The 24,090-nt window shown below is 63.5% G+C and carries 22 protein-coding genes; 9 read left to right on the top strand and 13 right to left on the bottom strand.

Features of this window, described 5'->3' with window-relative positions; genetic code table 11:
- Nucleotides 1-82 precede the first annotated feature (82 nt).
- Entirely contained in the window at nt 83-1,030 is a 948-nt protein-coding gene (locus tag F6X40_RS15995) for a LysR family transcriptional regulator (protein ID WP_018424728.1), read from the bottom strand.
- Nucleotides 1,031-1,399: 369 nt separating this feature from the next.
- Here F6X40_RS15995 and oxlT point away from each other — a divergent pair, with 369 nt between their 5' ends.
- From oxlT to F6X40_RS15980, 3 genes are all read left to right on the top strand, one after another.
- On the top strand, nt 1,400-2,752 hold the full coding sequence (gene oxlT, locus F6X40_RS15990) for an oxalate/formate MFS antiporter (protein ID WP_187628484.1): 1,353 nt from the start codon (nt 1,400-1,402) through the stop codon (nt 2,750-2,752).
- A gap of 30 nt (nt 2,753-2,782) precedes the next feature.
- Nucleotides 2,783-3,766 (top strand): LysR family transcriptional regulator, encoded by a 984-nt coding sequence (locus tag F6X40_RS15985; RefSeq protein ID WP_187628483.1) that lies wholly within the window; start codon nt 2,783-2,785, stop codon nt 3,764-3,766.
- A 92-nt stretch (nt 3,767-3,858) separates the two neighbouring features.
- The gene (locus tag F6X40_RS15980) at nt 3,859-5,310 is read left to right on the top strand and encodes an aldehyde dehydrogenase family protein (protein ID WP_187628495.1); all 1,452 of its coding nucleotides are present in this window, start codon (nt 3,859-3,861) and stop codon (nt 5,308-5,310) included.
- 85 nt (nt 5,311-5,395) lie between these two features.
- On the opposite strand, the gene F6X40_RS15975 is transcribed toward F6X40_RS15980, so the two are convergent.
- From F6X40_RS15975 to F6X40_RS15960, 4 genes are all read right to left on the bottom strand, one after another.
- The gene (locus F6X40_RS15975) at nt 5,396-6,373 is read right to left on the bottom strand and encodes a 2-dehydropantoate 2-reductase (RefSeq protein WP_184037253.1); all 978 of its coding nucleotides are present in this window, start codon (nt 6,371-6,373) and stop codon (nt 5,396-5,398) included.
- A 272-nt stretch (nt 6,374-6,645) separates the two neighbouring features.
- A complete protein-coding gene (locus F6X40_RS15970) occupies nt 6,646-7,233 on the bottom strand; it encodes a LysE family translocator (RefSeq protein WP_187628482.1) in 588 nt (195 codons plus the stop codon).
- 97 nt (nt 7,234-7,330) lie between these two features.
- Nucleotides 7,331-7,912, bottom strand: a complete 582-nt coding sequence (locus F6X40_RS15965; RefSeq protein ID WP_187628481.1) for a hypothetical protein — start codon at nt 7,910-7,912, stop codon at nt 7,331-7,333.
- 268 nt (nt 7,913-8,180) lie between these two features.
- Complete coding sequence (locus tag F6X40_RS15960) at nt 8,181-8,822, bottom strand: IMPACT family protein (RefSeq protein ID WP_187628480.1); 642 nt, start codon at nt 8,820-8,822, stop codon at nt 8,181-8,183.
- A gap of 113 nt (nt 8,823-8,935) precedes the next feature.
- On the opposite strand from F6X40_RS15960, the gene F6X40_RS15955 reads away from it, so the two are divergent.
- Together F6X40_RS15955 and F6X40_RS15950 are read left to right on the top strand one after the other, a co-directional pair.
- On the top strand, nt 8,936-9,562 hold the full coding sequence (locus F6X40_RS15955) for a LysE family translocator (RefSeq protein WP_013091224.1): 627 nt from the start codon (nt 8,936-8,938) through the stop codon (nt 9,560-9,562).
- Between the two features lie 111 nt (nt 9,563-9,673).
- Nucleotides 9,674-10,303, top strand: coding sequence for a 2-hydroxychromene-2-carboxylate isomerase (locus tag F6X40_RS15950; RefSeq protein WP_184037244.1), 630 nt, complete (start codon nt 9,674-9,676; stop codon nt 10,301-10,303).
- 16 nt (nt 10,304-10,319) lie between these two features.
- Here F6X40_RS15950 and F6X40_RS15945 read toward each other — a convergent pair whose 3' ends face one another.
- Nucleotides 10,320-10,574: a DUF2866 domain-containing protein gene (locus F6X40_RS15945; protein ID WP_187628479.1), complete on the bottom strand. Its 255-nt coding sequence runs from the start codon at nt 10,572-10,574 to the stop codon at nt 10,320-10,322.
- Between the two features lie 342 nt (nt 10,575-10,916).
- Between F6X40_RS15945 and F6X40_RS15940 the strand changes: the two genes are divergently transcribed.
- Complete coding sequence (locus F6X40_RS15940; protein ID WP_187628478.1) at nt 10,917-12,032, top strand: sensor domain-containing diguanylate cyclase; 1,116 nt, start codon at nt 10,917-10,919, stop codon at nt 12,030-12,032.
- 27 nt (nt 12,033-12,059) lie between these two features.
- On the opposite strand, the gene F6X40_RS15935 is transcribed toward F6X40_RS15940, so the two are convergent.
- Nucleotides 12,060-13,799 (bottom strand): peptidoglycan D,D-transpeptidase FtsI family protein, encoded by a 1,740-nt coding sequence (locus F6X40_RS15935; protein WP_184072544.1) that lies wholly within the window; start codon nt 13,797-13,799, stop codon nt 12,060-12,062.
- A 321-nt stretch (nt 13,800-14,120) separates the two neighbouring features.
- Entirely contained in the window at nt 14,121-15,662 is a 1,542-nt protein-coding gene (locus F6X40_RS15930) for a methyl-accepting chemotaxis protein (protein WP_187628477.1), read from the bottom strand.
- A 550-nt stretch (nt 15,663-16,212) separates the two neighbouring features.
- Between F6X40_RS15930 and aepX the strand changes: the two genes are divergently transcribed.
- The 3 genes from aepX to F6X40_RS15915 are packed head-to-tail and all read left to right on the top strand — an operon-like array spanning nt 16,213 to nt 20,194.
- Entirely contained in the window at nt 16,213-17,943 is a 1,731-nt protein-coding gene (gene aepX, locus F6X40_RS15925; protein WP_187628476.1) for a phosphoenolpyruvate mutase, read from the top strand.
- Nucleotides 17,940-19,103: a phosphonopyruvate decarboxylase gene (gene aepY, locus F6X40_RS15920; RefSeq protein WP_187628475.1), complete on the top strand. Its 1,164-nt coding sequence runs from the start codon at nt 17,940-17,942 to the stop codon at nt 19,101-19,103. Before aepX ends, aepY begins: the two co-directional genes overlap by 4 nt.
- A gap of 23 nt (nt 19,104-19,126) precedes the next feature.
- A complete protein-coding gene (locus F6X40_RS15915) occupies nt 19,127-20,194 on the top strand; it encodes a 2-aminoethylphosphonate aminotransferase (RefSeq protein WP_187628474.1) in 1,068 nt (355 codons plus the stop codon).
- 45 nt (nt 20,195-20,239) lie between these two features.
- On the opposite strand, the gene F6X40_RS15910 is transcribed toward F6X40_RS15915, so the two are convergent.
- From F6X40_RS15910 to F6X40_RS15890, 5 genes are all read right to left on the bottom strand, one after another.
- A complete protein-coding gene (locus F6X40_RS15910; protein WP_184072533.1) occupies nt 20,240-20,392 on the bottom strand; it encodes a hypothetical protein in 153 nt (50 codons plus the stop codon).
- A gap of 129 nt (nt 20,393-20,521) precedes the next feature.
- Nucleotides 20,522-21,229, bottom strand: coding sequence for a PIG-L family deacetylase (locus tag F6X40_RS15905; protein WP_187628473.1), 708 nt, complete (start codon nt 21,227-21,229; stop codon nt 20,522-20,524).
- A 288-nt stretch (nt 21,230-21,517) separates the two neighbouring features.
- Complete coding sequence (locus tag F6X40_RS15900) at nt 21,518-22,243, bottom strand: alpha/beta fold hydrolase (protein WP_187628472.1); 726 nt, start codon at nt 22,241-22,243, stop codon at nt 21,518-21,520.
- A gap of 143 nt (nt 22,244-22,386) precedes the next feature.
- The gene (locus F6X40_RS15895; protein WP_187628471.1) at nt 22,387-23,310 is read right to left on the bottom strand and encodes a LysR family transcriptional regulator; all 924 of its coding nucleotides are present in this window, start codon (nt 23,308-23,310) and stop codon (nt 22,387-22,389) included.
- A gap of 89 nt (nt 23,311-23,399) precedes the next feature.
- The gene (locus tag F6X40_RS15890) at nt 23,400-23,987 is read right to left on the bottom strand and encodes an NTP transferase domain-containing protein (protein ID WP_187628470.1); all 588 of its coding nucleotides are present in this window, start codon (nt 23,985-23,987) and stop codon (nt 23,400-23,402) included.
- Nucleotides 23,988-24,090: the final 103 nt, after the last annotated feature.

Genomic DNA, 24,090 nt, shown 5'->3' with positions numbered 1-24,090 from the left:
GCTCGCAAGTGAAAGAACTCGCTTGCAGCATAGAAGTCACGATCGATTTGCAATAGTTAAAGTTTTATTGGCTTTCCATAGCCTACGGCTTATGCACGCTCAGTTCCTTCACGCGGGTGATCTTTTCGATCAGATTGGCGCCTTCCTCCATCAGGAAGCGTTTGAAGGCGACGGCAACCGGTGGCAGACGCTTGTTCTTCCGATGCACGACATACCAATTGAGCATGACCGGAAAGGTTTCGACGTCGAGCACGACCAGATGACCCAGTTGCAATTCGAGGCTGATCGTATGGGCGGACAGAAACGCGATGCCCATGCCGGCGATGACCGCCTGCTTGATCGTCTCGGTGCTCTTGATCTCCATCGCAATCTTCAGATTGGACAGCCGGCCGGCAAAACCTTCTTCCATCGAATTCCACGTGTCCGAGCCGCGTTCGCGCACGATGAACGCTTCGTTCGCGAGTTGACTGAAGCGGATATTGCGCTTGTGCGCAAGCGGATGAGTGGGCGCCGCGACGATCACGTACGGGTGCGGCGCGAACGGTTCATTGGTCGCGTCGGTTTCGTGCGGCGGACGCACCATGACCGCGAGGTCGGTCTGATTGGTCGCCAGTTGATGAAGCAGTTCTTCGCGGTTGTGTACCGCGAGATTGAGATCCACACCCGAATAGCGACGCGTGAATTCGGCGAGAAGGCGCGGAAAGAAATAGTCGCCCGCGCTAATCACCGCAACATTCAGTTTGCCGCCGGAGACACCCTTCAACTGGCTCATCGCTTCGTCGACTTCATGGAACTGCTGCATGATCGCGCGGCTGTAGTGGAGCATTTCCGTGCCTGCCGGCGTCAGATAGATCTTCTTGCCGAGTTGCTCGAACAGGGGCAGCCCCGCATGTTCCTCGAGTTGCCGGACCTGGGTGGAAACGGCCGGCTGAGTCAGATGCAATTCCTCCGCGGCGCGGGAAAAACTCAGGTGCCGCGCTACCGTTTCAAAGACCTTCAGTTGCCGCAGAGTTGCATTGCGCATCGTCATGGTCGATGTATAAGGAAACGTGAATCAACATAATAACAAACTTTAATTATGAGTAATTCAGCAATGACCCTAGCATGAAATCTATAACAAGCCGAATAGCCGCTGTAATACGCGGGTTAACGCATAGATATGTCGTGTGGCGGACTCAATAGCGGGGAATAAGCTGTAATGCTTACCGGGTGAAGCGTGGCTCTGGTCGGAATAAAGCAAGAATTATAGAAGACGAGTTCGGGGGATCTGCGGAAACACAAAAGCGTCAATTGAGATTTTTCCCGAATAGCGGAGTTCTCGGGCCATAACGATAAGGCGGGACACATCCAGCGCGGCGCGTAAGCCGGCTGCACTAAATAAATAGTGGAGACAAGGCTCATGAACGATATCACCCAGCAAGCGACGACCCGTATGTCCTGGCGTAACCGATGGTGGCAACTCGTCATCGGCATGGTATGCATGGCGCTGGTGGCGAATCTGCAATATGCGTGGACGTTATTCGTGGCTCCTATGCATGCGCGGCATCACTGGAGCGAGGCGTCGATCCAGCTCGCGTTCTCGATCTTCATTCTGACCGAGACGTGGCTCGTGCCGTTCGAGGGCTGGCTCGTCGATCGATTCGGGCCGCGCCCGGTGGTGGCAGCCGGCGCGGTATGCGCGGGTTTGTCGTGGATTCTCAATTCGCATGCGACCACGCTCGGCATGTTGTATTTCGCGGCGGTGATTGGCGGGATAGGCGCGGGCGGTGTGTATGGAACATGCGTCGGCAATGCGCTCAAATGGTTTCCCGACCGGCGCGGTCTCGCCGCGGGTTTGACGGCAGCGGGCTTTGGCGCAGGCGCGGCGCTGACGGTGATTCCGATTGCGAACATGATTACGCGCCGCGGCTATGAAGAGACGTTCCTGTTCTTCGGCATCGTGCAAGGCGTCAGCATTCTGCTGCTCGCGATGCTCCTGACGCGGCCGATCTTGCGTCAGCCAGGGGTACGCAAGAGCCGCTTCGCGGTGTCGAAGGTCGATTTCACCTCGCGCCAGATGATCAGAACGCCAGTGTTCTGGGTGATCTACGCGTCGTTCGTCGCGGTCGCGGCGGGCGGCTTGATGGCGACCGCGCAGATCGGCCCGATCGCGAAAGACTGGGGCATAGCGCGCATTCCGATGACGGTCTTCGGCGCGACGTTGCCGCTGCTGACCCTCACGCTGTCGATCGACAATATCTTCAACGGCTTGACGCGTCCGCTGTCCGGCTTCATCTCCGACAAGATCGGCCGTGAAAACACGATGTTCGTGATCTTCATCGGCGAGGGGCTCGCGTTGCTCGGCATGATGCAGTTCGGCAGCAATCCGTATGCGTTCATGGTCTTTGCCGCGCTGATCTTCCTGTTCTGGGGCGAGATCTTCTCGATCTTCCCGGCGACTTGCGCCGATACGTTCGGCAGCAAGTACGCGGCCGCCAATGCCGGCACGTTGTACACCGCGAAGGGCACGGCCTCGTTGCTGGTGCCGATCGCGTCCGTACTCGCGGCGACGGGCGGCTGGAGCCTTGTCTTCGTCTTTGCCGCCGTCATCACGATCGCAGCCGGCATTTCCGCGAAGTTCATCCTCGAGCCGATGCGCACGCGTTGGATCGAATCGCACAACGAACCACCTCAGGGCGCGCTGGCCGTCGCGGGTCATGGCAATGGCAATGCGTCGCGAATGAGTCACTGGCCCGAACAGTCTGGCGAATAACGTGAGCGTCGCGCGCCCGGAACCGATGCCATGAATGTTTCGCTGCAGCAGCTCAAGGTATTCGTCGCGGTCGCGCGCGAGCGCAGTTTCACGCGCGCGGCGCGCGAGTTCGATCTGACGCAGTCGGCCGTGAGCCGTTGCGTGCGTGAACTGGAAGACGCGGTCGAATTGAAGCTGTTCGATCGCACGACACGCCAGGTCGAACTGACGAATGCGGGTGCGAGTCTCGAGAGAAGAATTGGCCGGCTGCTCGACGAAATCGAGTTGACGCTGCTCGAAGAGCGCGCTGCTTATGACGGACACACGGGCGTCGTCTTATTCGCGAGTAATCCGGTGTTGTCATCGGGCTGGGTGCCGCAGGCTTTGGCGCAGTGCGCGTCGGTTTTTCCCGAGCTGGTCGTATCGGTCAAGGATCAGCCTCAAAGCAGCGTACTGGCCAGTGTCGAGCAGGGCGAGGTGGATTTCGGCGCGGTCTGTGTGACTGTACCTGTCGATAGTCCTCTACTGCACGCGCAGGTACTTTTCACTACGCCACTGCATGCGGTGCTTCCATCCGCGCATCCGCTAGCGCGGCAAGACAGCATCGGATGGCACGCGTTGCGCGAATGTCCGCTGATAACGCTGAATGCCGATACTGGCGTGCGTGCCGCGCTCGCCCCGGTACTCGCCGCGAACGGATCGAAGCGCCGGCCGTTGCAGGAACTCGGACACGTTGCGACGGTAGCGCGCATGGTCGAATTGGGACTGGGTGTCGGCGTATTGCCTGTCGATGCGCATTGGCCTTCGCCGGGCGCTTCGTTGGTGAGTCGTCCGCTGGTCCCCGAAACGGCATTGACGACGGTACTCATGCACCGCAGAAATCGCTCGCTTCGTCCCAATGCGGCTGCTGCGTGGGCGCAGTTTGTCGCGTCGACGACTGATCATTCGCCGATCGCGAACGAAGCGCCTGCCGCAGCCGCGACGCAAAGCTTCAACTGGCGGTCCGTGCGGCAAAGCCTGTTGCCGGAACCTTAGACAGGGGCCGACCAAAAAGCTTGCGCGACGCGCGGCATTCGATCGATGCGCCGTCAGTCAACCACATAACGTCCTACTCAAGGAGCTTCATGATGGAAATCCAGACCGATCTCAGGCACCATGATCTGCTGATCGACGGCAAGCGCATGCCGCCAGGCACCGGAGAATATTCCGTCGACATCAACCCCGCGACCGAGGAGCCGATCGCACTGGTGGCGCAAGGCAGCGCCGCCGACGTCGATGCCGCGGTGCGCGCCGCTCGCGGCGCATTGAAAGTATGGAATTCGATTCGGGCCGCCGAACGCGGGCGCATCCTGCAACGTCTCGCGGGCCTGATGCGAGAGAACATGGAAGAACTCGCTGCGCTCGAAAGCCTCGACGGCGGCAAGCCGATTGCCGCGGTGATGCGTCAGGACGTGCCCGCCGCGATCGATACCGTCGAATACTACGCAGGCTGGTGCGACAAGATCAACGGCCAGGTGGTGCCGACGCGTCCCGATGCATTGACCTATACGTTGCGCGAACCTGTCGGCGTGGTCGCCGCAATCGTGCCGTGGAATTTTCCGCTGATGATCGGCATGTGGAAGATCGCGCCCGCGCTCGCATGCGGTTGCACGCTGATCGTCAAGCCCGCCGAGATCACGCCGCTCACCGCGTTGCGCATCGGCGAGCTGGCGCTCGAAGCGGGCGTGCCGCCGGGCGTGCTCAACATCGTCACCGGCAAAGGCAGCGTGGTGGGCGACGCGATGGTCTCGCATCCCGGTATCGACAAGGTCACGTTCACCGGTTCGCCTTCGGTCGGACGAGGCATCCTGCAGGGCGCGGCGGGCAACTTCAAACGCGTGACGCTGGAACTCGGCGGCAAGTCGGCCAACGTGATTTTTGCCGACGCGAATCTCGACAATGCGGTGCGAGCCGCGGCGTCGGGCGTGTTCTTCAATACGGGGCAAGTGTGCTCCGCCGGGTCGCGGATACTCGCGCATCGCGACGTGTATGACGAAGTGGTCGAGCGTCTGGCCACGCGCGCGAAGTCGATCAAGGTCGGCGACCCGTCGCTGCGCGAAACGTCGATGGGACCGCTGATTTCGGCCGCGCAGATGAAGACCGTATTGAGCTATGTCGACACGGGACGCTCGGAAGGTGCATCGCTCGTGACGGGTGGCGCGCGCGTCGGCGATCGCGGCTTTTTCGTCGAGCCAACCGTGTTCGCGAATGTCGAGCACGAAATGCGCATTTCGCAGGAAGAAATCTTCGGGCCCGTGGCGAGCGTGATCCGTTTCAACGACGAAGCGGACGCGATCCGAATCGCCAATGGCACGTCGTACAGTCTCGCGGCTGGCGTGTGGAGCGCTGACTTGAGCCGCGTGCATCGCGTGGCGCGCGACCTGAAGGCGGGCACGGTGTGGATCAACACCTACGGTTATACGGACGTGCGTTTGCCGTGGGGCGGTGCTGGCGATTCGGGCTTCGGTCGCGAGCATGGCGATGTCGCGATCGAGAACTTCACGGAACCGAAAGCGGTGTGGGTGGCGATCGATCAATAGCGGCAAATGCGAAAAAGGATCGGATGCATGGCATCCGATCCTTCAGGTCGTGTTGCAAGACGAAAAGGAATTGACGAGTACTCGGTCAATTGCCCTGTAAAGCCATCTTCTCGCGCAATTTGATCAGTGCGAGCACGACGTCGATAGTGGGTGTCGGTTCGGCAACGAGTCGCCCCATTTCCTGCACGACGGTCAATAAAGGATCGATTTCCATCGGCCTGCGGTGCTCGAGATCGACGAGCGTTGATGTCTTGTGCGCACCGACCGCACCCGCGCCATCAATACGCCTTTCCACATCGACGCGAAAGTGCACGCCGAACTGATCCGCGATTCGCTTCGCTTCGAGCATCATCGTGCGTGAGACCGCGCGCGTGCCCGGGTCACTCGTGAGCACATCGAGCGTTGCATGCGTCAATGCGCTAATCGGGTTGAAGCACAGATTACCCCATAGCTTGAGCCAGATTTCGTCGCGAATGTTGTCGCGAATCGGCGCTTCGAAGCCGGCCGCCTGCATGATCTCGTGCAATTGCTGAATGCGCGGGGTGCGCTCGCCACTGGGTTCGCCGATGGGAAACTTCTTGCCGTACACGTGTTTGATCACCCCCGGTTCGACGATCTCCGCTGCCGGATAGAGTACGCAGCCAATCGCGCGCTCGGGTCCGAGCCTGGTCCATTGCGAACCGTCGGGGTCGACGCTCGTCAGCCGAGTGCCGGCAAAGCGCCCGCCGTGCTGATAGAAGTACCAATATGGAATGCCGTTGACGCCGGTAACGATCGCCGTGTGCTTGCCGAGTAGCGGTTGCATGGAATCGACCACGCCAGGCAGCGAATGCGCCTTCAGCGTCACGATGACGAAGTCCTGGACGCCGAGTTCGCGTGGATCGGACGTGCAGCGCACCGGCGCGCTGAACGTTTCGCCATCCATGATGAGGCGCGCGCCGTGTTCACGCATCGCGGCCAGATGCGGGCCGCGCGCAATGAAGCTGACGTCCGCGCCGGCGCGTGCCAATTGCACGCCCATCAAACCGCCAATCGCTCCCGCTCCGAAGATGCAGATCTTCATGATGTCGCTCCGTGACGATGAAAAAGCCGTTCGCCCAATGCCGCATTGCAGTCATTCGCGGCCGGTCACGGTTCGAGCATAAGGTGGCGCGACGAATGCTGATAGTTAAAGTTTCTCCGTCGATGTATTAGTTATTCGTTATGAAAAGACCGCGACGTGAATGCTGCTTCGACTGTCGGAGAGCCTAGGGCCTGTTCACGCTCCCCTGTTTTAAAAAAACCTTCTGGCGGCCAGCGCAAGCCCGTTATTAGCGTGAACGGGCCCTAGATACCTCAGCCGCGCCGAACCAGTAGAAAACTCACGCCGATTGCCGCGAGAAATCCGCCGCAGCAGCGATTGAACCAGCGGCGGATCTGCGCGCGCATCAGCCATTTGCCGAGATACATGCCGGCCCACGAATACAATGCAATCGCCACCCATTCGAGTACCAGAAAGCTCGCGCCGAGCGCGGCGAATTGCGGCAGGAACGCGGTAAAAACCAGAATCGCCTTCGGATTGCCCGCCGCCACGAAAAACTCGTGCCGGGCGATGCGCGAGAGCGCGGCCTCCTGGGGTTGCGATGTATCGATTGCGGGTGCGTCGCTGCGCCACAACTGGATCGCGAGCCAGATCAGATAAGCGGCGCCCGCGAGTTTGATCGCCAGAAAGATCCACTCGGACGCATGCAGCACGACCGCGAGACCGGTCGCGGCGAGTGCGAGCATCATCGCGAAGGCGAGCAGCCGGCCGCTGCCGCCGACGAACGCTTTCATGAAGCCATGACGCGCGGCCACGTTGATCGAAAGCAGGTTGTTGGGCCCGGGTGCGAGGTTAATGGCGAAGCAGGCGGGTAAAAAGAATAGCCAGGCGGTAAGGGACATGACGGCTTGCATTCCGAACGGGAGATCACGATGCACCGCGCGCGATGCGTTACCGGGATTGTAGCGAAACCGCGCCGCGCCTCGGCTGGCCGCGTGCTCAGTTCACCGCCTTGATAAAGCCTGGATCGCCAATCAATGTATCGACGCTGAGCTTGACCGTGTCTTCGATCGCGATCGTGTTGCTGGTGAATTTCGGCGACTTCTGCTTCACGGTGCGCGTGGTCGTGTACATGACTTTTTTGGTCGCCGCATCGATAACCACGTAGTGCATCTTCAGCGTCCACAGCGCCGGCGAGCGCGTATCGTCCACCGTGAAGGTTTCGATGCTGCCGCTGAGCACGCGTTTGTTGTCGTCGATACGAAAACCGGCCACTCGCAGACTATTCGCTACGCCATTGCGCACCACGAGGCTGACGTCGTCCTTCAGCACGAGCCCGGTCATCCCGGTATTTTCGATGCGGTTCGGCGAGATATGACCGTCGTGCGCGGGCTGATACGCGAAGTCGCGTGCAGGGGCGACGGTGAGCGAGCCGGTGCCGTGGGTCTTCGTGTGCGTTGCGCTGGCGCTGCTGTTCAGGCCGAACCATGACCACGAGCACGCGGACAGCAGCGTGGGCAGCAGTATGGCGCCGCAGCCCTTGAGCACGACGGCTCTCAACGGCGAACGCGCAGCAGCCATGCGGGAGAAAGCGGCGATCGAAGTCAGAGGAGTTGCCCTTTTCAGTGGAGTCATCCCGGTGAAGAACAGCATGGTAGCAGCGAACCGGACCGTCGAACCTTCAAACGGGCTCCGGGCGCTCCTTGCCGATCCGGGCAGCAAGCCTCGCATCGGGGCTGGCAGCCCGCCCATCATAACGGGCCGCGTTAGCGATGGACGTCGAGGCCACGCCCGAAGCGCTTTCGAGATGTTTTCGGAATTGCCCGCGTCAGGCCCGGACCTGAGCCGTTCAGAAAAAGCCCGCCTTTCCTTGCGTGATATCGATCAGCGTTGCCTTGGCGTCGTCGAGTGCGTTGGCGGGCACGCGCATCGTCATCTTCACCAGCATGCCGTAGGCGCTGTCCACGAGCGCATAGCCTTCGGCGTCCATCCATCGACGGACTTTGGCTTCGTCGGCGTAACTCACTTCGACGCCCAGCAACACCTGGGCGATCCTCTCGACGCGCGGCGCGTCGAGCAGCGCGGACGCGATCGCATCGGTGTACGCGCGCACCAGACCGCCCGCGCCGAGCTTCACACCGCCGTAATAGCGCACGACCGCCGCAAGCACGCCATCCAGATCGTGATGCCGCAGTACTTCGAGAATCGGCCGACCGGCGGTACCGGACGGTTCGCCGTCGTCGGACATGCCGGACTGGCCGCCCGCGAGCAGCGCCCAGCACACATGCGTCGCGGCAGGATGTTCGTCGCGCAGACGCTGCAATTCGGCCATCGCGGCATCGCGATCGGCGACCGGGATCGCATGCGCGATGAAGCGGCTCTTGCGAATCTCGAGTTCCGCGCTCAGCGGCGCGGGCAGGGTATAGGTGGGCAAGGCGGAAACGTCGGTGGATGAAATGACGCACGCGGTAGGCGGCGCGATGTCCGTCATGTTAACGGATCGTCGGTGCCAGCGAGGCGCAAGGGCCGCTTCGCGGGTTCGTCTACAATGGTCCGCTGAACGCGCGCCCGTCATATCGACCCCGCGCGTCGCAAGGAGACGACATGCTTGACCTATCCACGTTGGGGACGTTCGTTGCCGTCGTGCTCGGGCTCTTTCTGATTCCAGGCCCGGCCGTGCTGCTAGTTTTGACGCGCACCATGCACGGCGGACGTAAAGCCGGCATTCTGACCGGTCTCGGTATCGCAGCGGGTGATTTCGTGCATACGCTGGGCGCCGCGGTTGGCCTCTCCGCGCTGCTGATGACGTCCGCGCTGGCCTTCAATGCGGTGAAATTCGTCGGTGCCGCGTATCTCGTCTATCTGGGCATTCGCGCGTTGCGCGAAAAGCAGGCGAGTGCGCACCTGCCGGTCGTCGCGCCGGTGTCGGGTTCGAAGGCGTTCTTGCAGGCGATTCCCGCCGAAGTGCTGAACCCGAAGACCGCGCTGTTTTTCCTTGCGTTTCTGCCGCAATTCGTGCGCCCCGAACATGGCTCGACGTTTCTGCAGTTCGCGACACTCGGGCTGATTTTCGTTGCCATGAGCGCGCTTTACACGACGCTGATCGTCCTGACGATGCGGCCGCTGGGCAAACTCGTGAAGCGTTTGACGTGGTTGACGCGCTGGCAGAACAAGCTCATCGGTGTGCTGTTCATTTCGCTCGGCCTGCGCGTGGCAGTGCAAACACGCTGAGTCCGGAAGCGCGAGTTCAGGACGGCGCCAGCAGGATCAGCGACCCAACGACGCGACTGTTAAGCATTGCAAGGCGACGATGCCATGGCAGGCGCGATTCAGGAGACAGCGATGAATGAAGACGCAACTTCGACGGCGCGCGCAATCGAGTTCTGGTTCGACTTCGGCAGCAACTACAGCTATCTGAGCATGATGCGGATCGAAGCGTTGGCGGCCGCGCGCAACGTGACGATCGTCTGGCGGCCGTTTCTGCTCGGTCCGGTATTTCGCCAGCTCGGTTTCGACAACTCGCCCTTCGTGCTGCAGAAAGAAAAAGGCGCGTACGTGTGGAAAGACATGGAGCGTCAATGCCGCAAATACGGCATTGCGCTCACGCGCCCCAGCAGTTTTCCGCGCGCGGCGCTTCTCGCGATGCGTGTCGCGCTGCTGGGTGCGAACGAGCCGTGGATCGGTGCCTGGTGCCGCAAGATCATGCAGTTGAATTTCGTCGACGACCGCGACATCGGTTCAATCGATGTCGTCAGTCACGCGCTCGACTCGCTTGGCTTACCGGCGCAGAGCGTGATCGACGCCGCGCAAAGCGACGCGAACAAGCTCCGCTTGCGCGAGCAGACCGAACGGGCCATCAACAAGGGGATTTTCGGTGCGCCGACGTTTTTTGTCGGCGGGGAGATGTTCTGGGGCAATGACAGGCTGGAGGACGCGTTGGACCACTGCGACGCGATCGCGGCGCGTCATTGAACGTCAGCGGGAGCGCTTAATCAGCCTGCTGGCAGAAGCGCCGACCCGGCACGTGAGAGACCACGGCCTGGGCGATTTCGAACGGAGTACTTTCGGCGGGAACGACGCGACGGCTCGATTCGGGCGCGTGCTTCATCGTCCATTCGACGAGCCGGTATGAACGGCCCCAGGGCGGTTGCAGCGGATCGGAGACCTTGCAGGAATGAATCTGGCGAGTCCATTGATGGCCGGGCATCGCACGCAGGTGTTCGACTACCATCTCTTCAACCATGATTTACCTCCTTCTTGTGCGCGTAACCGTTTTCGGTCGCGCTTCTGGCACCCCTCAAGAAAAAGCGCCGCCGATGTTCTGGCGGCTCAACAGGGGATGTGCCACATACTTGCAGGGAACAATTAAGCGAAACTTAAGAACGGCAATCATTACGCAAACGGATCTCATTGCGTGTAAGCGAGTGCAAGTGAATGCAAGCGGGAGCTGACAACAGTGGGCACGAACGCCCGCAGGCCGGCCGACACGTCGCGAGCCTGCCCTCAAGACCCCGGCGGATCGGCCGTTATCAGTAGAGTTGGGGCGTCGACCCCGCTTCGCCTTCAGGGCCGCCCTACTGATACCGTGACGAATCTCGCCCAAACGCCGCTTTCCGAGCGCCTTCGCTCGCTCGTCGACACCGTGCAGCACAACGAGCGCACGTTGCGCCGCTTCCAGAACGTCGAGTTGCGGTTGATCGGCGCGCAGGATTTCGCATCGTTTCTCAATACGTTGTTCAGCCATCTGCCGCGGGAGTTCTCGCTCGCGAGCGTGGTGCTGTGGCTCGACGAGCGCGCGCCAATGCTGCTCGAACTGCTCGAGCCGGGCAACCTGCGCGCGCTCGATCATGCGCAGTTGAAGACGTCGCGCGAGGGCGGTCTCGTCGCGCAATCCTTGTGCGAAGACGATCGGCCGTGGCTCGGCCGCCCTGGCGAACTCGACGACGACACGCGCCGCGCGTTCTTCGGTGCCGCGCCAGCTCACGTGCCGGCCAGCGCGATCCTGCTGCCGCTCGCCGCGGGCACAAGCGTCAGCGGCTATCTATGCCTCGGCAGCGACGACCCCGCGCGCTTCGGCGCGGGCATGGCCACCGACATTCTCGAGCGCTTCGCGAGCATCGTCACCGCGAGTCTCGACAACGTCGCGCATCGCGAGCGGCTCAGGCAGCTCGGCATGACCGACTCGCTGACCGGCCTCGCGAATCGCCGCTATTTCGACGAACGGCTGCGCGAGGAGTTGATGCGCGCGGCCCGTTATCGCGTGCCGGTCGCGTGTCTTTTCATCGATATCGACGGTTTCAAGCGCATCAACGATAACCACGGCCATCAGACCGGCGACCGCGCGCTCGCGGCGGTGGCCGCCTGCGTGCGACAGCAGGTGCGGCTTGGCGACACCGTCGCGCGCTATGGCGGCGAGGAGTTCGCCGCGCTGCTGCAAGGCGATCGCAGCGACGCGTTGACCGTCGCGGAACGCGTGCGGCGTGCGGTCGAGAATCTCGACGTGCGCGACGAGCACGGCGAGCTCATTGCATTGACCGTGTCGATCGGCGTGGCCGGGCGCGTGGTCGCCGTCAGCCCGGCCGAGGCGATGTCGCTCGGTCAGGCGATGATGGACGAGGCCGATCGCGCGATGTATCAGGCCAAGCGCAACGGCCGCAATCGTATCGAGGCGCAGGTCGATGCGCTCGATGAGCAGGGCTGATCGAGCGCAACTAACACTAACTACGCGTCACACTCCTGCCGCATCCGGCGGCACCCCGAGCAGCTGCAACGCGCCGCCCATCACGCCGCTGAACACCGGTCCAGCGACCGTGCCGCCATAGAACGCCTTGCCAGCCGGATCGTCGATCATCACGGCGACGATCAGGCGCGGATCGCTCATCGGCGCCATGCCGACGAACAGCGCGCGGTAGCGGTTCTTCGCGTAGCCCGCGCCGATCTGCTTGCGCGCGGTGCCGGTCTTGCCGCCGACGCGATAACCCGCCACGGTCGCGGCGCGTCCGGTGCCGCCGTCGCCCGTGGCCATTTCGAGCATGTTGCGGATCGCGCGCGCGGTGCCGGGCGTCGTGACCGATTCGCCGCGGTCGGCGAACGACGCGGGGCCCTCCGCGTCGAGCGGCTCGCGCAGCAGGCTCACGCGCCTCAGCGCGCCGTCGCCCGCATAGGCGGTGTAGACCTGCGCGATTTGCAGCAGCGATACCGACAGCCCGTAGCCATACGCCATCGTGGCCTGTTCGATCGGGCGCCAGCGCTTATATGGCCGCAGCTTGCCGGCGGCCACGCCAGGGAAGGGCAGCTCGGGCTTCAGACCGAGCCCGTATTGCCGATACTTGGTCCAGATCGTCTCGGCCGGCAGATTCAGCGCGAGCTTTGCCAGCGCGATATTGCTCGACTTCTGCACCGCCTCGGCGACCGTCATCGCGCCATGATTCGACGTGTCGTGAATCACGGCCGGGCCGATCCGATACCAGCCGGGCGCGGTATCGATGATGCTCTGCGGCCGCACCTTGCCTTCGTCGATCGACAGTGCGACGACCAGCGGCTTGATCGTCGAACCCGGTTCGAACGTGTCGATCACCGCGCGGTTGCGCAGCTGCCGGCCGGACAGGTGCGTGCGGTCGTTCGGATCGAAGCTCGGGTAGTTGGCGAGCGCGAGGATCTCGCCGTTGCGCGCATCGAGCACGACCACGCTGCCCGCTTCGGCGCGGTGCTGCGCGATCGCCGCTTTGAGCTGTGTGTACGCGAGTTGCTGGATGCGCCGGTCGATCGTCAGCTGGATCGTGGCGCCGTTGCGCGCGGGCACGAGCGGCCGCGTCTCCGAGATCACGCGGCCGAGCCGGTCGCGGATCACCTCGCGGTGGCCGGGCACGCCTTGCAACTGCGCATTGGCGGCGAGTTCGACGCCTTCCTGGCCGTTGTCCTCGATGTCGGTGAAGCCGACCACGTGCGCGGCCGACTCGCCCTCGGGATAAAAGCGTTTGGTGTCGGCGATCTGCGTGATCCCGGCGAGCCCGAGGCGCGACAGATGCCCGGCAGTGTCGGCATCGACCTGGCGCTTGAGCAGCACGAAGCTGCGCTCGCCGTTCAGACGCCGACGCAGTTCCGCGAGCGGCAGATCGAGCAGCTTTGCCAGCGGCGCGAACGCGCTTTCGTCGACGAGCTTCGGCGTGGCCCAGATTTCGTAGGTCGCGAGACTGACCGCGAGCATCGAACCATTGCGATCGACGATCCGGCCGCGCGTCGCGTCGAGTTCGAGCAGGCGCTGATAGCGCTTCTGCCCTTGGTCGACGTAGAAGTCCTGATTCACGACCTGCACCCAGAACGCGCGGAGCGCGAGCGTCGCGAACGCGCCGGACACGAGCAGCACGACGAACTTCGAGCGCCACGCGGGTAGTCGCGCATCGAGCAGCGGGTTCTTCGCGGCTAAGGCATAGGGATCGGGCGACGGTGGTTTTTTCTGGCGGTTCATGGCGGCGGGCAGCGGACCTCACGTACTTTCGATTGAACGAGGCCGCCAAAGCCATGAGGCCTGGCGGCAAGGACTGTCGCCGGGCCGATTGTAAATAAAACGTAATTTAAATGCGAGGAGTGTGAAAGGAGGCGTGTTCGAGCTGGAGCAAAGGCGAGCCGAGCCGAAGCTTGATAACGAAAAGCCGCGCGGACTTGCAAAATCCGCGCGGCTGATTCGTTCGATTGATGCGTCGACTCCGACGCGGCGTGTTGAATAGGCGCTCCCTGCCTGTGGGGCGCCTTCTTTTTTCGCGCCCGTTGCGGGCGCGGCGGGGCAAGCTCAAGCCGGCAACGCGAAACTCGCAATCGCGTCGCGCAACACGCCGACCTGGTCCTTCAGCGAATGCGCGGCGGCCGCGGCCTGTTCGACCAGTGCCGCATTCTGCTGCGTGACCTGATCCATCTCGCCGACCGCGCGATTGACCTGTTCGATGCCCGCGCTCTGCTCGCGCGACGCGTGGCTGATTTCTTCAAGGATCTCGTTGACCCGCCGCACCGACTGCACGATCTCGCCCATCGTCGCGCCCGCGTTGGCGACCAGTGACGAGCCGGTCTCGACGGTATCGGTCGAGGTTTCGATCAGCGCCTTGATCTCCTTGGCGGCCGTCGCCGAGCGCTGCGCGAGGCTGCGCACTTCGGCCGCGACCACCGCGAAGCCACGACCCTGTTCGCCGGCGCGAGCCGCCTCGACGGCGGCATTCAGCGCGAGGATATTGGTTTGGAACGCGATGCCGTCGATCACGCCGATGATGTCGCCGATCTGCCGCGAGCTCGCGGTGATCTCGCCCATCGTGCGCACCACGTCGTCGACCACGCGGCTGCCGCGCGTCGCGACGTTCGCTGCGTCGCTCGCGAGTTGCGCGGCCTGGGTCGCGCTGTCCGCGTTCTGCTTCACGTTCACCGTCATCTGATCCATGCTCGACGCGGTTTGCACGAGCGCCGCCGCCTGCTCCTCGGTGCGCTGCGACAGGTCGGTGTTGCCCGCTGCGATTTCGTTCGCGCCGACGTTGATGTTCTCGGTGCCCTGGCGCACGCGCGAGACCGTGTCGACGAGTCCCGCCTGCATCGTGCGCAGCGCATGCAGCAGGCTGCCGCTGTCGTGCGGCTCGATCGGCACCGGCGTCGCGAGGTTGCCTTGCGCCATCAACCGTGCGTGCTCGACGGCCACTTCGAGTTCGCCGCCGAGCGAGCGGCGGATGCTGCGCAGCACGATCAGCATCACGGCCGTTGAGAGCGCACCGAGCGTGACCGTGATCGCGAGCCAGCGCAGCAGGCTGCGGTAGAACGCGCTTTGCACGTCGTCCATGTACATGCCGGTCACGAGGTACCAGTCCCACGGCGCGAAGTGCATCGAGTAGCTGGTCTTCGCGACGGGCTGCTCGCTGCCGGGCTTGGCCCACAAATAATCGACGAAGCCGCCGCCGTCGTGATTGCCCGAGTTGACGATATCGACGAACAGATGATTGCCGGCCGGATCGGTGAACTGCGCGAGGTTCTTGCCGATCAGTTCGGGCTTGATCGGATGCATCAGCATGACCGGCTGCGAGTCGTTGATCGACAAATAGCCGTCCTTGCCGTAGCGCATCGCGCCGAGCGTCGCGAGCGCCTGCTTTTTCGCGTCGTCCTCGGACAGCGCATGCTGCTGGGCGAGCGAGTAGTAGTGGCCGACGACGTGGTTTGCCTCTTCGATCAACGAGCGCAATTGCTCGCGTCGGTCCGAGATCATCGATGCGCGGTTCTGCCACGCGCCGAACGCGCCGATCAGGATCAGGCCGACCCACAGAACGGCGATCATGGACGCCAGTTTTCGGTTCAGAGTCATAGCGATGGGAATAGGCGTTTTGGCCAGTAAGGTCCATTGAATTGCGGTCGGATGCCGCTCGCTGTGTTTACGGCGCGAAATGGCATTGATCGAGGCAGGGAAAACCCGCTGTTCGACATCGCTATTCGTCCGATTAATAGGCGAATTTATTGATCGTTTTAAGCGGCGTTCATACGTGCAATTCGAAAAAGACTTTTGTGCATCATTCGCGAATCTGAATTAACAGACGATTATCGGTAAATCGAAGCGATTGAAAAATGCACGAGAAAATCGACATGAAAAAATGCCGGCGCTGGTCTGCGTAAAACCTGCTGAGCCCAATCCAGGAAGGCTCGCACCAACATCCCACAAAACGCCAATCAAATCCAAAAATCCCGTTAAATGATCACACATGCAAAAAACAACACATTTTTCCACTTAAGCGCAACCACGAAAGACCGCTGAGACCTTCAAAGACTCGTCATAAAAAATTCCGCTATAGTCGCCCTTTTCCGATTGCCAGCCTGGCATCGAAGAACGCCAATAAGCCCGCCACCAGGAGTCCCGAAGAGTGAATGCACGCGATCCCGCTTTCGTTTCCCAGTCCCGCAGCGCGCGCCTGCGCCAGATGCTCGTCAGCAGCGAACTCGAATTCATGATGGAGGCGCATAACGGCCTGTCCGCGCGCATCGTTCGCGAAGCTGGGTTCAAGGCGATCTGGGGCTCGGGCCTCGCGATCTCCGCGCAGTTCGGCGTGCGCGACAACAACGAGGCGAGCTGGACGCAGGTGGTCGATACGCTCGAATTCATGGCCGACGCGAGCGATCTGCCGATCCTGCTCGACGGCGACACCGGCTACGGCAACTTCAACAACGTGCGCCGCCTCGTGCGCAAGCTCGAACAGCGCGGCATCGCCGGCGTGTGCATCGAGGACAAGCAGTTTCCGAAGACCAACAGCTTCATCAACGGCGAGGCGCAGCCGCTTGCCGATATCGACGAATTCTGCGGCAAGATCAAGGCGGGCAAGGACTCGCAGAACGACGAGCATTTCTCGATCGTCGCACGCGTCGAGGCGCTGATCGCGGGCTGGGGCATGGACGAAGCGCTGCGGCGCGCGCAAGCGTACGCCCAAGCTGGTGCCGATGCGATCCTGATTCACAGCAAGCTGTCGCGCCCCGACGAGATTCTCGAATTCGCGCGCGAATGGGCCGGGCGCGCGCCGCTCGTGATCGTGCCGACCAAGTACTACAGCACGCCGACCGAGGTGTTCCGCGAAGCGGGCATCAGCACCGTGATCTGGGCGAACCATCTGATCCGCGCGTCGACCTCGGCGATGCAGGCCGTCGCGAAGGAAATCCATTCGAGCGAGACGCTCGTCAACGTCGAGGACAGCATCGCGGCCGTCAACGAAATCTTCCGTTTGCAGAACGCCGACGAATATTCGGAAGCCGAAGACCGCTATCTGTCGAGCGGCCGCGCGGCCGGCTCGGCCGTCGTGCTCGCCGCGAGCCGCGGCAAAGGCCTTGAAGCGGTGACCGGGGACCGTCCGAAGGTGATGCTGCCGATCGCCGGCAAACCGCTGCTGCGCTGGCTTGTCGACGCGTTCAAGAAGCAGGGCGTCAACGACATCACCGTGGTCGGCGGCTATCGCGCCGACGCGATCGATACCGCGGGCATCCGCCTCGTGGTCAACGAGCAGCACGCGCAGACCGGCGAGCTTGCCTCGCTCGCGTGCGGACTCGACCACCTGACCGGCGACACGGTCATTTCGTACGGCGACCTGCTGTTTCGCAGCTACATCCTGCGCGATCTGGTGGAAAGCGAGGCCGCGTTCAGCGTGGTCGTCGATTCGTCGCTGACCGATGCGGAGAACGCGAGCGTGCGCGATTTCGCGTGGTGCTCGGCCGCCGACGACCGCGGTCTGTTCGGCAACAAGATCGTGCTGCGGCATGTCGCGAGCGGGCGGGAGCAGTCGTCGGCGGCGGGCGTCGCCCCAGTGCCGCATGGCCGCTGGGTGGGTCTGCTGAACGTGCGCGGCGCGGGTCGCGAGCGCCTGCGGGCGGTCATGCGCGAGTTGCGCACGCGCGACGATTTCGCGTCGCTCGACATGCCCGCGCTGCTGAACGCGTTGATCGAAGCGGGCGAGTCGATCGAGGTGCAATACGTGCACGGCCACTGGCGCGGCGTCAACGATCTCGACGATTTCCGCCTCGCGGGCGACTTCGCGCACGCGCAGGCGCCGTTCGCGACGGCCGTCGGCGGCGGGGCGACGACGAACGATGCACACGGAGGCGCGCAATGATCGAAGCAGCACAGTTCGTCGAGGCGGCGCGCGAGCGCGGTTTCGACTGGTACGCGGGCGTGCCGTGCTCGTATCTGACGCCGTTCATCAACTACGTGCTGCAGGACGAATCGCTGCACTACGTGTCGGCGGCCAACGAGGGCGACGCGGTCGCGCTGATCGCCGGCGTTACGCTCGGCGCGAAAAACGGCCGGCGCGGCATCACGATGATGCAGAACTCCGGGCTCGGCAACGCGGTAAGCCCGCTGACGTCGCTGACGTGGACCTTCCGCCTGCCGCAACTGCTGATCGTCACGTGGCGCGGCCAGCCCGGCGTCGCCGACGAGCCGCAGCACGCGCTGATGGGCCCGATCACGCCGGCGATGCTCGACACGATGGAAATTCCGTGGGAGACGTTCCCGACCGAGGCCGACGCGATCGGTCCGGCGCTCGATCGCGCGATCGCGCACATGGACGCAACCGGCCGTCCGTACGCGCTCGTGATGCAGAAGGGCAGCGTTGCGCCGTATGAACTGAGGGACGGCGGCGCGCCCAGGCGGCGCACGCCGGTCGAGCCTCGCGCGCGGTTTCGCGACAGCGCCGCGAACGAACTCGCGACGCGCCACGACGCGCTGCAAAAGGTGATCGCGCATACGCCGCTCGACTCCACGGTGGTGCTCGCGTCGACCGGCTTTTGCGGCCGCGAACTCTATGCGATCGACGATCGCGCGAACCAGCTATACATGGTCGGCTCGATGGGCTGCGTGACGCCGTTCGCGCTCGGCCTCGCGCTCGCGCGCCCCGATCTGCGCGTGGTCGCGCTCGACGGCGACGGCGCCGCACTGATGCGCATGGGCGTGTTCGCGACGCTCGGCGCGTACGGCCCGTCGAACCTCATGCACGTGCTGCTCGATAACGGCGCGCACGACTCGACCGGCGGTCAGGCGACGGTATCGTCGCAGGTGTCGTTCGCGGGCGTGGCGGCCGCGTGCGGTTACGCGTCGGCGCTCGAGAGCGACGATCCTGCGATCATCGACGAGCTGTTCGCGGCGCCACCGCTCGACGGGCCGCGCTTCGCGCGCCTGACGATCCGCCGCGGCACGCCCGACGGCCTGCCGCGCCCGACCATTACGCCGCCCGATGTGAAGACGCGCCTGATGCGCCACATCGGCGCGATCTGAACCCAACGCCAACAGGAGCGCCCATGCTGCTGCTCAACCCCGGCCCGGTGACGCTCACCGAACGTGTCCGCAACAGCCTGTTGCAGACGGATCTGTGCCATCGCGAGAGCGAGTTTTTCGATCTCCAGGAAGAGGCGCGCACGCGTCTGGTCGACGTGTACGGGCTCGACCCGAACGAATGGCAGGCAGTACTGATGACCGGCTCCGGCACGGCCGCCGTCGAAAGCATGACGGCCGCGCTGGTGCCGCACAACGGCAAACTGCTGGTCGTCGAAAACGGTGTGTACGGCGAGCGTATCGCGCAGATCGCCGCGCAATACGGCATCGCGCACGAAGCGCTGAAGCACGACTGGATGGACGCGCCCAATCTGGCGAAGATCGCCGAACGGCTCGACGCCGACAAGTCGTTCACGCACGTCGCGGTGATTCATCATGAAACGACCACGGGCCGTCTGAACGACATCGCGACGCTCGGCGCCGTGTGTCGCGAGCGCGGCCTGCGTCTGCTGGTGGACGGTGTCAGCAGCTTCGGCGCCGAAACGATCGATTTCGCGGACGCGAGCCTCGACGCGCTCGCCGCGACCGCCAACAAGTGCCTGCATGGCGTGCCGGGCGCGTCGTTCGTGCTGGTGCGGCGCGCGGCGCTCGCGCGCGCGGCGAGCCGCACCTACTACCTCGATCTCGCGCGGCTCGCGCGTTTGCAGGATCAGCGCAACACGCCGTTTACGCCGTCGGTGCACGCGTATTACGCGCTGGTCGAGGCGCTGCGTGAGCTCGCCGACGAAGGCGGCTGGCGCGCGCGTCACGCGCGCTATGCGGCGCTTGCCGAGCAGGTGCGCGCCGGGCTGGCGGCGCGCGGCATCGACAGTGTGTTGCCGCCCGGGCAGTCGTCGGTGGTGTTGCGCGCGTACCGCTTGCCCAACGGTATCGCGTATCCGCAACTGCACGACGCGCTGAAGGCGCGCGGCTTCGTGATCTATGCGGGGCAGGGCGGGCTGTCGGCGGAGCTGTTCCGCATCTCGACGATGGGCAACATTCACGCGGCCGATATCGACCGCCTGCTGCAGGGCTTCAGCGACTTGATGCGCTGACGCTGCGCCGAGCGGCGCGCCGCGACCGCGCCGCTCGCGGCTCCCTTACACCGGATCCTTGTCCGGCGGCCCGTCAGGCCGCTGCGGCTCCTCGACATGATGCCCCGGCGACGGCGGCACGAGCGGGTCGGCTTCCGGGTCGCGGTTCGGATCGGCGTTCGGGTCGGGAATCGGGCTGGTGTGCATGTCGTCGCTCATTGCGTCACCCTTGCGGTTGAAATGCGCGGGTCCGGCGCAAGCGGCTTGATACCGCCGATGTGTGCCGCCGCGTCGGCTATCTGTCTTCAAGCGTAGGCGCTCGCCGCGCTTCCTGCTCGCTCCTTTTTGCTATTTCTTCGCGCGTTTGCGGCCGACGCTGAGCTGCCAGTAGCGCTCGGTCGCGAACACGTCGTCGTAATTGCCGGCGCCGAACGCCCGCAACTGGCTCGCGTACGCGTTGACCGCTTCGCGTTTCAGATGCGCGCGGCGCTGCATGTCGATCGTGTGGCCCGCGCTCGGCGTTGCCGGCGTCGCGACGATGCCGCGCTGCGCGAGATCGGCGAGCCGCGCCTGCACCGCGCCCGGCGTGAGCCGGTGAATCGCTTCTTCGTAACCGAACCAGTCCAGATGCGTGAGCCGCGGCAGGATCTCGCAGCACGCTTCGAATACCCGCGCGTGATCGTCGTGATGCAGGCCAAGCGGCATCAGCAGCGTGTTCACGGTCGTGCGGTAAATCGTTTCCTCCAGCGCCGCGGCCATCTGGCTGATCGACGGCGAGTCGGCGTACTGGCTGTCGCGAAACGGCATGCGCAGCGGGATCGCGTCGAGCACTTCGAGCGCGCGGTTGTCTTCGATCGTGCGTTCACGGACCGCTTCATGGGCGTTCGCGAAGCCCGCTTTTTCGTCCCACTCCGTGTGCATGTCGTGTTCGGGCGGCGCGGCGAACACGGTGCAGACAGCGGCATCGGGATGGGCGGCGAGCAAGGCGCCGCAACTGAAGACGGCGTCGTCGAAATGGGGCGAGACGATGAAAAGGCGTGGAGTGGTTTCGCTCATGGGCTTGCGTGTGGGGATTCGAGGCGTGACGGATGAGGCATCGAGCTGCCGGTCGTCAAGGCGCCGCGTGCGCAAAAAACGTGACGTCACCTCAGCTTAGGCGCAATTGGCGCGGCTTGCGCGCGAAACTTGCGGGGCGCAAAGCGCGTGCCTGAAAGACCGCGGATCGAACTTTCGATCCGTCCATCCAGTGACGGTCGTGGCTTTCCGGCTCGTCGCGCGCCGCCGTCAGGGGCCCTTGAAGCGCACGTTTTTTGTGTACTTCGCGAATTCTCCGAACACGAGTCCTTATAGCGACGCTCGCTCCAGAAACTTTCTGATCTCGAGAGAGTAGGCGCCTGGGTGCGAAAACCTGAACATGTGACCGGTGCGCGGCATGACGACTTCCTGCGAACCCTTGATGCCGTTCAGCAGGACCCCCGCGGCTTCTTTGCCGATCAGCCTGTCTTCCTCGGGAGTCAGGATCAGCGTGGGGACGTCGATCTTCTTCAGCAAGGCCGTATAGTCCGTCTTCTCGATCGAGCGGATGCGATTGACGTAGGCCTTATGCGACGTCTCCCTGATGAAGAAATCGCGGCTCTTTCTGGTTGACCAGGGTATCTCTCCCTCCGCGTCAAACGACGAAGCCAACTGCGCTGCGTGGAATGAAAGAGTTAGCTGTCGATAAAAGAGCCCGGGGAAGAACGGTGCAAGCGCCGCCAGCGTCTTGAGCAAGGGCGAAGCGATCGGGCTCCTGGCAAAACCACCAGAGAGCACGAGGCCTTTCAGGCCCTTCGGCTGCCGCGTCGCAACCGCGATCGAGCAGACCGCGCCATACGAATCGCCAACCAACACATAGCTCTCGAGGTCCTTCACCTGGTCAGCGATGAAGTCAGCCAACGTTTCCAGCTCGCACACGTCATCCGGCAAACGAAGTGTACGCATCGGGCGACCCTGCAAGCAGGTCAACTGGTTGAGCTGCCACGGAGCTCCTGCGAAGCAAGGGATCATGACCAGGGTGGGGTCTGTTCTCATGGGGTACTCCGAGCGGTTGAATAATCGACAACCGAACTCTATGTGGCCCGAGGTATTCGATCCAATGGCATTTACACAGCATGTCGATGCACGAGATTCATGGCCTCCATGTCGCTGCAACCGCGGCAAGCCCCTGCCGATGTTCAGTGGGCGATCATCATGTTGGTAATCCACTGAACGGCGGGTTCGTTGGCGCGCCCTCGGGCTCGAATCACAAGCACCTCCCAGCTCGGTAACGCCAAGGGGAGCTCGAAAAGACTCAGTTGCGCGGGATCCTGCATCCGGAGTGCGACCCGCTCGGCGATAACCGCAATCGATTGCGAAGCGCCGACCATGAAAGGAGCAGCCAGAAAGCTGGGGCAGGTCGCGCTCACCTTGCGGGTACGACCGACGGCCTCCAGCGCATCGTCGACAGCGCCTCGCGTATCGCCGCGCGGCGAGACCAGAATGTGCGGCAGCCGAGCGAAGTCATCCAGTTCCATGTGCAGTTTCTTGCCTCGCTTGACCAGAGCCGGGTGCCCCTTGCGCGCAATGCCGATGAAACGCTCCTTGTGGACAAGCTGACAATCGAAACGCTGCGGGATCTGGGCAAAGGAGCCGGACCCTAGCACGATGTCGAGATCGCCGGCGTCCAACATGCGCAGCGCGGATTCGCTATCGGCCGGCCTGAGCCTCAGCACGACACCCGGCGCAGCGGCCTGGATCCCGGCCAGAACCGGGGCGATGACGGTCAATATGGCGTGATCAGTGGCCGCCACCGAGAGCATCGCTTGCACGCGAGCTGGATCGAACGGGCCACGTGGACTGGCGACGAGCCTGACCGACTCGAGCACCGCCGCCACTCGCGGCATTAATTCGATGGCCAGCGGCGTCGGCTCGATCCCGCGGGGGTGACGAATGAACAGCTGATCAGCAAAGGCAGTACGCAGCCTCGACAAGGCGTGGCTGGTGGCGGACTGGGACAAATGCAGTCGTTCGGCGGCGCGGCCGACGTGCCTTTCGGTCCAAAGTGCCTCAAGTACAACTAGCAGGTTGAGATCGAAACGCGTCAAATCCAGGGGCTTCATGCCGTATCAGTGTTCCTTTCCTTGTCCGGCAAGATTCTCGATGTCGACCGGCTGCGGGCAGCCAGTCTCGGCGAGGCTGATGTTGGCGGCTAGAGCGTGCGCAAATCGTCCGGCGTGTCCACGTCGCGCAGAATGCCGGGATCGTCGACGTCGATGCGCGTCAGCGCGTGTGACCTGAGCAGCGCTTTCGCGCCGGTGTCGCCGTCCAGCGCGAGTAGCGCGTCGCGATGCTCGCTGCCGAAGCCGACCGGATGGCCGCGCTGGCCGTCGTAGAACGGCGCGACGAGCGGCGCGCCGTTGTCGAGCGCGCGGGCTACCGCTTCGATCGTCGGAACCGCAATGCGCGGCATATCGGCGAGCGCGACGATCCAGCCCTCGGCGTCGTCGCTCGCTTCGATGCCGGCGGCGAGGCTCGCGCCCATGCCGCGCTCGGCGCTCGCCGCAAACACGACATCACAGCCGGCATCGTTCAGCGCGCGGGCGAGCGCGTCGGAGCCCGGCCGCACGACAGCGAGCACCCGCGTCACGACCCGCAGCAGCCGATGCGCGGCTTCATGCGCAACCGGCTTGCCGTCGGGCATACGTGCGAGCAGTTTGTTGTGCAGCCCGTGCGGATCGAAGCGCGAGCCGAAACCGGCGGCGAGCAACACACCAGTGGCGAGCGAGGCGTAGGCCATCGGCGGATACCGGTAGACAGGAATGCCCCCGATTGTGCGATGCAACGGGGCGCGAAGCAAGCGGCAAGGCAAGCCCGATGCAAGCCGCCCGCCGCTTTCGCTT

The sequence above is a fragment of the Paraburkholderia sp. UCT31 genome (assembly GCF_014397655.1).
Lineage (GTDB): Bacteria > Pseudomonadota > Gammaproteobacteria > Burkholderiales > Burkholderiaceae > Paraburkholderia > Paraburkholderia tuberum.
Note: the sequence above shows the minus strand (reverse complement) of the source record. Positions and strands in the feature narration are given on the sequence as shown.

Coding starts and splice junctions, on each gene's coding strand:
- F6X40_RS15945 (WP_187628479.1), bottom strand. CDS start 10,574: ATGGTTGAAGAGATGGTAGTCGAACACCTGCGTGCGATGCCCGGCCAT.
- F6X40_RS15985 (WP_187628483.1), top strand. CDS start 2,783: ATGAATGTTTCGCTGCAGCAGCTCAAGGTATTCGTCGCGGTCGCGCGC.
- F6X40_RS15915 (WP_187628474.1), top strand. CDS start 19,127: ATGCTGCTGCTCAACCCCGGCCCGGTGACGCTCACCGAACGTGTCCGC.
- F6X40_RS15955 (WP_013091224.1), top strand. CDS start 8,936: ATGCTTGACCTATCCACGTTGGGGACGTTCGTTGCCGTCGTGCTCGGG.
- oxlT (WP_187628484.1), top strand. CDS start 1,400: ATGAACGATATCACCCAGCAAGCGACGACCCGTATGTCCTGGCGTAAC.
- F6X40_RS15910 (WP_184072533.1), bottom strand. CDS start 20,392: ATGAGCGACGACATGCACACCAGCCCGATTCCCGACCCGAACGCCGAT.
- F6X40_RS15900 (WP_187628472.1), bottom strand. CDS start 22,243: ATGAGAACAGACCCCACCCTGGTCATGATCCCTTGCTTCGCAGGAGCT.
- F6X40_RS15980 (WP_187628495.1), top strand. CDS start 3,859: ATGGAAATCCAGACCGATCTCAGGCACCATGATCTGCTGATCGACGGC.
- F6X40_RS15960 (WP_187628480.1), bottom strand. CDS start 8,822: ATGACGGACATCGCGCCGCCTACCGCGTGCGTCATTTCATCCACCGAC.
- F6X40_RS15950 (WP_184037244.1), top strand. CDS start 9,674: ATGAATGAAGACGCAACTTCGACGGCGCGCGCAATCGAGTTCTGGTTC.
- F6X40_RS15930 (WP_187628477.1), bottom strand. CDS start 15,662: ATGACTCTGAACCGAAAACTGGCGTCCATGATCGCCGTTCTGTGGGTC.
- F6X40_RS15970 (WP_187628482.1), bottom strand. CDS start 7,233: ATGTCCCTTACCGCCTGGCTATTCTTTTTACCCGCCTGCTTCGCCATT.
- F6X40_RS15965 (WP_187628481.1), bottom strand. CDS start 7,912: ATGGCTGCTGCGCGTTCGCCGTTGAGAGCCGTCGTGCTCAAGGGCTGC.
- F6X40_RS15995 (WP_018424728.1), bottom strand. CDS start 1,030: ATGACGATGCGCAATGCAACTCTGCGGCAACTGAAGGTCTTTGAAACG.
- F6X40_RS15975 (WP_184037253.1), bottom strand. CDS start 6,373: ATGAAGATCTGCATCTTCGGAGCGGGAGCGATTGGCGGTTTGATGGGC.
- aepY (WP_187628475.1), top strand. CDS start 17,940: ATGATCGAAGCAGCACAGTTCGTCGAGGCGGCGCGCGAGCGCGGTTTC.
- F6X40_RS15935 (WP_184072544.1), bottom strand. CDS start 13,799: ATGAACCGCCAGAAAAAACCACCGTCGCCCGATCCCTATGCCTTAGCC.
- F6X40_RS15905 (WP_187628473.1), bottom strand. CDS start 21,229: ATGAGCGAAACCACTCCACGCCTTTTCATCGTCTCGCCCCATTTCGAC.
- F6X40_RS15895 (WP_187628471.1), bottom strand. CDS start 23,310: ATGAAGCCCCTGGATTTGACGCGTTTCGATCTCAACCTGCTAGTTGTA.
- F6X40_RS15890 (WP_187628470.1), bottom strand. CDS start 23,987: ATGGCCTACGCCTCGCTCGCCACTGGTGTGTTGCTCGCCGCCGGTTTC.